At 72.4% G+C, this 6,001-nt stretch carries 5 protein-coding genes and 2 pseudogenes; 4 read left to right on the top strand and 3 right to left on the bottom strand.

Features of this window, described 5'->3' with window-relative positions; genetic code table 11:
* On the bottom strand, positions 1-822 hold an 822-nt coding region (locus tag I5E_RS18370), incomplete at its 3' end, for an SDR family oxidoreductase (RefSeq protein WP_022908280.1).
* 148 nt (positions 823-970) lie between these two features.
* Here I5E_RS18370 and I5E_RS18365 point away from each other — a divergent pair.
* The 3 genes from I5E_RS18365 (at position 971) to I5E_RS18355 (ending at position 3,700) form a co-directional block, all read left to right on the top strand.
* Positions 971-2,080, top strand: coding sequence for an LLM class flavin-dependent oxidoreductase (locus tag I5E_RS18365; protein ID WP_022908279.1), 1,110 nt, complete (start codon positions 971-973; stop codon positions 2,078-2,080).
* Positions 2,081-2,218: 138 nt separating this feature from the next.
* A complete protein-coding gene (locus I5E_RS18360) occupies positions 2,219-2,842 on the top strand; it encodes a hypothetical protein (RefSeq protein WP_022908278.1) in 624 nt (207 codons plus the stop codon).
* A gap of 366 nt (positions 2,843-3,208) precedes the next feature.
* Positions 3,209-3,700 carry a pyridoxamine 5'-phosphate oxidase family protein gene (locus I5E_RS18355; protein ID WP_022908277.1) on the top strand — a complete coding sequence of 164 codons (492 nt, stop codon included), beginning with the start codon at positions 3,209-3,211 and terminating at the stop codon, positions 3,698-3,700.
* A 151-nt stretch (positions 3,701-3,851) separates the two neighbouring features.
* Here the strand turns inward: I5E_RS18355 and I5E_RS25765 are convergent, their stop codons facing one another.
* The gene (locus I5E_RS25765; protein WP_022908276.1) at positions 3,852-5,096 is read right to left on the bottom strand and encodes a hypothetical protein; all 1,245 of its coding nucleotides are present in this window, start codon (positions 5,094-5,096) and stop codon (positions 3,852-3,854) included.
* Between the two features lie 249 nt (positions 5,097-5,345).
* On the opposite strand from I5E_RS25765, the pseudogene I5E_RS27145 reads away from it, so the two are divergent.
* Positions 5,346-5,624, top strand: a pseudogene (locus tag I5E_RS27145) (RidA family protein); the annotation flags it as partial.
* 30 nt (positions 5,625-5,654) lie between these two features.
* Here I5E_RS27145 and I5E_RS27140 read toward each other — a convergent pair.
* Positions 5,655-5,825 (bottom strand): annotated as a pseudogene (locus I5E_RS27140) (flavin reductase); the annotation flags it as partial.
* Positions 5,826-6,001 lie beyond the last annotated feature (176 nt).

Genomic DNA, 6,001 nt, shown 5'->3' with positions numbered 1-6,001 from the left:
CGACGCGGTGGTCGTCGGGCCGACCAGGCCGAAGGGACCGGACGGTCCGTAGTAGGCGCCGCCGACCGCGTTCGGCCCGACCGCGGCGTACAGCAGCGGTTCGGAGCCCTGCTCGACGCCCTGCGTGAAGGGCAGCGCGCGGTCGCTGGACCGGACGGGCTTCGACCGGCCGAGTGACCGACCGGCCGACTGCAGGTTCGTCCGGGTGTACCCGGGGTGCGCGGCGGTGCTCACGAGCGGCCAGTCCAGCTCGACCGAGATCCGGTGCAGGTGCAGCGCCAGCAGCAGGTCGGCGAGCTTCGACTGCGAGTAGGCACGCCAGCCGTTGTACCCGCGCTCCCACTGCAGGTCGTCGAACCGGATCCGGCCGGGGATCGCGGCGAGGCTCGACATCGTCGCGACACGGGCGTCGGGGGACCGGAGCATCGAGGGCAGCAGCAGGTTCGTCAGGGCGAACGGGCCGAGGAAGTTCGTGCCGAACTGCAGCTCGAAGCCGTCCACCGTCTCGAACCGCTTCGGCGGGGCCATCACGCCGGCGTTGTTCACGAGGACGTCGAGGGCCCGCTCGTCCGCCACGATGCCCGCGGCGAAGCGTCGGACGCTCGCGAGGTCGGCGAGGTCGAGCTCGCGCACCTCGACGTCGGCGCCGGGGTGTGCGGCGCGGATGTCGGCCGCGGCACGGTCACCCTTCTCCGTCGAGCGGACGGCCAGGACGACCGAGGCCCCGGCTGCGGCGAGGCGCGTGGCGGTCTCCTTGCCGGTTCCGCTGTTCGCGCCGGTGACGACAATGCGGCGGCCGGTCTGGTCGGGGATCTGGGGCATGCCCGCGACCGTACTCGCCGGGAGGTGCGGATCCGGTGCGCGCGTGGTAGATTCATACAAACGCATGGAAATGCCGACCAGCCGGTCACCACCGGTCGGTCGCGGTCCATCGCCGGCCGCCCAGGCCGGTCGTGATCAGGAGGACAGCATGAGCAACGCATTCGGCACCGACCGCCCCTCGGACGTGCCGCCGCCCGCACCCGAGCGGATCGGCCCCGTGCAGCTCGGCCTCGACACGTTCGGCGACGTCACCGAACTCCCCGACGGCAGCGTCAAGTCCGACGCGCAGAGCATCCGCGACGTCGTCGCGCAGGCCGTCCTCGCCGACCAGGTCGGCATCGACTTCATCGGCGTGGGCGAGCACCACCGCGCCGACTTCATCGTGAGCGCGCCCGAGGTCGTCCTCGCCGCGATCGCCGCGTCGACCCGCACGATCCGGCTCGGCTCGGCCGTGACGGTGCTGTCGAGCGACGACCCGGTCCGGGTCTACGAGCGCTTCGCCACCGTCGACGCGATCTCGGACGGCCGTGCCGAGGTCATCCTCGGCCGCGGCTCCTTCACCGAGTCCTTCCCGCTGTTCGGCTACGAGCTGCGTGACTACGAGGTCCTCTTCGAGGAGAAGCTCCAGCTCTGGGCCGCCCTGCGCGGCGGCGACAAGGTCACGTGGTCCGGCACGAAGCGCGCATCGCTCACCGACCAGGACGTCTTCCCGAAGCTCGAGCACGGCCCCATCCCGACCTGGGTCGGCGTGGGCGGCTCCCCGCAGTCCGTCATCCGTGCGGCGTCGTACGGCCTGCCGCTGTTCCTCGCGATCATCGGTGGGCAGCCCGCGCAGTTCGCCCCGTTCTCGCGCCTCTACCGCCAGGCGCTCGCGCAGCTCGACCTGCCGCAGCAGCCGATCGCCATGCACTCGCCCGGGTTCATCGCCGCCACCGACGAGGAGGCCGCCGAGCGCTACTGGCCCTACCACAAGGCCGTCACCGACCAGCTCGGCCGGGAGCGCGGCTGGCCGCCCCTCGACGTCGCCGGCTACCGGGCCGGGCTCTCGGCCGGGGGCTCGCTCTACGTCGGGTCGCCGGAGACGGTCTCCCGGAAGATCGCGCGGAACATGCGGATCCTCGGCGTCTCGCGGTTCGACATGCGGTACGCGACGGGTCGCCTGCCGCACGACGACATGATGCGGTCGATCGAGCTGTACGGCACGCAGGTCGCGCCGCGGGTGCGGGAGCTGCTCGCGGAGCCGGTTCCGGTCGCGTAGCGCGCGGCGTCGCCGGCCTCGGGTCGGCGGTGCCGCCGGCCGTGCTCCGGTGGTGCGCTCGGCTGCGTCTGCGGTGGCCGGGAGGCGCGGCTCGCCGCATCCGCGCCCCTCACGGGGTCGCCGGGTACGGTCCAGGGCATGACGTCACGCCCCGCTGCCCTCGAACGTCGGTTCCGTGGTCGGATCATGGGCGTCGGGACGACCTCCGGGGTCCGCATCGTGGTCGGCATCTGGGAACGCTCGCCGTTCGGTGCCTTCACGGACGTCTTCCTCGAGCTCCCCGACGGCTCGTCGGTGCTGCTCGCGCCCGACGAGATCGTGGCCGCCTACGTCTCCGGCACCTACCGCTTCGACACCGTCTCGGTCGTCGACGTCTCGGCACGTCGGACCGCGAGGGGCCTCGAGCTCGCCGCCGGTGCCCTCGAGGCCTCGATCGACGTCGGTGGCATCTCGCCGCTCGGGCGCATCCTGCGCATCGTCCCGAAGCCGGTCGCCCGTGACCCCCGGTGGCTCGCCGCGATCGACCCGGTCGCGCGGCTCGTCGCGCCCGGATCGGGCACCGCGGGCTCGGCGGGCAACGGGCGGCGCGAGTACTACGGCGTGACCGGGGCGCACGACGTCACGGGCGTGCGGGGGACCTGGGCGGGGGAGCCCCTCGGGGAGCTCGCGCCGCTCGACCCGCCGGTGGCGTTCGGGTTCGCGTCGATGCCGCGCATCCCGCAGGTCGTCGACGTCGAGACCACGATCCGCGAGCCCGTCTGACGCCGGGGCCTCCGGGCGGGCGGGGCGACCCGGAACGACATCGTCGCTGTCGTACGACGTCCGCGAAGTCGCTCCTTGCGGGAGCAACAGTTGCACGCGCGCGGCGGCGACATCGTCGCCGTCGTACGACATCGGCGAAGTCGCTCCTTGCGGGAGCAACAGTTGCACGCGCGCGGCGGCGACATCGTCGAGGTCGTACGACATCGGTGTTGTCGCACACTCCCGCACGCGACAGCGCCCGCACGGCTCCGCAGCCCTGTCCGCCGGACGCGCTCAGCGTCGCAGAGCAGACTGGCCGGAACGGACAGCGCCCGAGGGCCGGCCGAACGTCGAGCACAACGGGGCGCACGACGCGAGAGGAGCACCATGACCGACACAGAGGCAGACCAGCGCGCAGCCATCTCGGACATCGTCCACGGAGCCCGAACGGCACTGCTGACGACCGTGAGCGAGGACGGCGGACTCCACGCCCGGCCCCTCGCCGTGCAGGACAAGGCGTTCCACGGCACCCTCCGGTTCCTCGTGCAGGACGGGAGCGAGAAGGTCGAGGACATCGCCCGCAACCCGCACGTCAACGTGGCGATCGAGTCGCAGGGCGGGTACCTGTCCATCGCCGGCACGGCCACGGTCACCCAGGACGACACCGTCATCGACGAGCTGTGGTCCCCGTTCGCCGAGGCCTGGTTCCCGGAGGGCCGTCAGGACCCCTCGATCCGACTCCTCACCGTCGAGGGCGACTCGGTCGAGTACTGGACGCAGGACACCGGCCCGGTCGGCAGCCTCGTCCAGACGCTCAAGGCCGCGATCGGCAAGCAGAGCCAGCCTGACACCGGCGACCACGGGACGGTCGAGCTCTAGTCGGGCGACCGACGCAACGGACCCAGGCTCGCCGGACCCCGGCCCGCCAGACCCCGGCCCGCCCGGCACCGGCTCGCCGGACACCGGCCCGCCGGACCTCGTCCGACCGCACACACCCGGCCCCGCACACCGCGGGGGCGGGTGTGCCGCGTCAGGGCGGGCCGAGCAGCCAGAGGACGGCGACGAGCACCGGCTGCCCGAGCACCGCGCACACCACGAGGGTCCACCGCATCCGCGGCTTCGCCACGAGCTCCGGCGATCCGAACAGCGGCGCGAGCGGCATGAGCAGCCGGGGGGTCGACGCCATCGGGAGCGACACCGCGAAGATGTAGAGCGCGTACGCGGCCGAGAACACCACGGTCGTGAACCCGAGGCGACGGGTCGACCGACGGAGCAGCCAGACCGGGTAGGACACGAGCAGGAACACCACGATGAGGATGCCGCCGACGCCCAGCCACCGGCCGGCGATCAGGAACCACGGCGTGAGCGGCAGGAAGTCCACCCGGCCGATGAAGTTCACCCACCAGGACATCTCGGTCTCGAGGTAGGCGTTCGGCGACCCGGTCACGTGCGCGGCGATGACCGGCCACGCGAACCCGGCCAGCGCCATCACGAGGCCGGCGGCGACGACCTGGACCCGCTCCGCCACGGGGAAGACGTCGAGCGAGCGGAGCCCCTCGGTCCGCCGGGCACGGATCCACCGCACCAGCGCGACGACCCCGAGGACGAGCGGGATCGCGAGGGCCCCGGGCCGGGTGAACGACGCGACGACGCCGAGGACCGTGAGCAGCCCGTACCGCCGACGCTCCAGGGCGATCAGCGCCCCGAAGACGAGCGCCAGGAACATGCTCTCGGCGTAGCCGACCTGCAGCAGGAACGACAGCGGCCCGCACGTGAAGAAGAACACCGCCCACATCGCCGCGGACGACCCCGCGCGGTCGCGGACGAGACGGTGCAGCAGGTACGTGGCGAGGAGCCCGGCGAGCAGCGCGATCACGGGGGCGCCGACGTCGAACGGCACCCCCGTCGACGCGGTCAGCATCCGGATCGTGAAGGGGAACGCCGGCAGGAAGGCCCATGCGTTCTGTGCGACGTTGCCGGCGGCGTCGAGCGGCAGGCTCGTCGGGTACCCGTGCACCGAGATCTGCTCGTAGTACTGCCCGTCCCACGCGGTCAGGAAGTTGAGGAAGCCGTGGCCGTTGCCCCAGATCGCGTTCTCGGGCAGCGCGCGACCGATGAGCGGGTAGGCGAGGGCCAGCCAGAACGTCGAGACGATGCGGCCTCCGGTCCAGACCAGGAGCACCGCGGCCCACGCTGGCAGCGCGGTCGCGAGGTCGACGACCCGGCGGCGTCCGCTCGCGATCGACTCCGTCAGGGTCCCGTCCAGTCGACTCACCGCGGCGCTCCGCGGCGTTCGGGCAGGGCAGAGGGCACGGTACGAGCGTAGACGGACGATGCTTGGGTGTTCCTCACGGCGTGCCCGGGAGGCGCGACTCGCGTTGTGCAGATCGGAACGCGTCCGGTGGTGGGTCGGGTGCGGCGCGGGGCGCTCGCCTAGCCTGGTCGCGTCGTCCTCCGGCCGCGACGGCGCGGCCGGTCCGTCGGGGCGACGTCCGAACGATCCCGATCGACACCGAGGAGCACCGTGCCGAACAAGACCGCCATCGTGACCGACGCCGCGCCGAAGCCCGCCGGCCCCTACAGCCAGGGCATCATCGCGAACGGCTTCATCTACACCGCCGGCTTCGGCCCGCAGGACCCGGCGACCGGCGCGATCGCCGACGACGTGGCCGGCCAGACCGCCCAGGTGCTCGCGAACGTCGCCGCCGTCCTGGCCGAGCACGGTGCCACCCTCGACGACGTCGTGAAGTCGACCGTGCACCTCGAGCACTCCGACCGCGACTTCGCCGCCTTCAACGAGGAGTACGCGAAGCACCGACCCGGAGTTGGTGGACAGCGAGAACACGAGGACCGGCGGGTCGATCGCGACGCTCGCGACACTCGACGCGGTGAGGCCCGTCGGGCCGTCGGGGCCTTCGGCGGTGATGACGGCGACACCGGCAGGGTGTCCACGGAAGGCGGCCTTGTAGGCGTCCGCGATGGTCGCCGGGGCTTCGTCGGGCATGGGAGTCGTCGTCGTTCCTTCGCTGGGGATGGCCGCGGCTGCGCGACCACGTCCCAACGTATGACCTCAACCAAGGTTGAGGTCAACGATTCCCAGGTTCGTCCGATCCCGGGCGTGCCGTGTGACCCCGCGTGACGTGACGATCGGCACCGCGAGCGCGACGTTGGTGAGCAGGA

Source organism: Curtobacterium sp. B18, from assembly GCF_000333375.1.
Lineage (GTDB): Bacteria > Actinomycetota > Actinomycetes > Actinomycetales > Microbacteriaceae > Curtobacterium.
This window is presented reverse-complemented; position numbering and strand designations above follow the sequence as displayed.

Bases quoted from the DNA above. Each gene is read 5' to 3' on its own strand.
- I5E_RS18365 (WP_022908279.1), top strand. From the start codon at position 971: ATGAGCAACGCATTCGGCACCGACCGCCCCTCGGACGTGCCGCCGCCC.
- I5E_RS18360 (WP_022908278.1), top strand. From the start codon at position 2,219: ATGACGTCACGCCCCGCTGCCCTCGAACGTCGGTTCCGTGGTCGGATC.
- I5E_RS18355 (WP_022908277.1), top strand. From the start codon at position 3,209: ATGACCGACACAGAGGCAGACCAGCGCGCAGCCATCTCGGACATCGTC.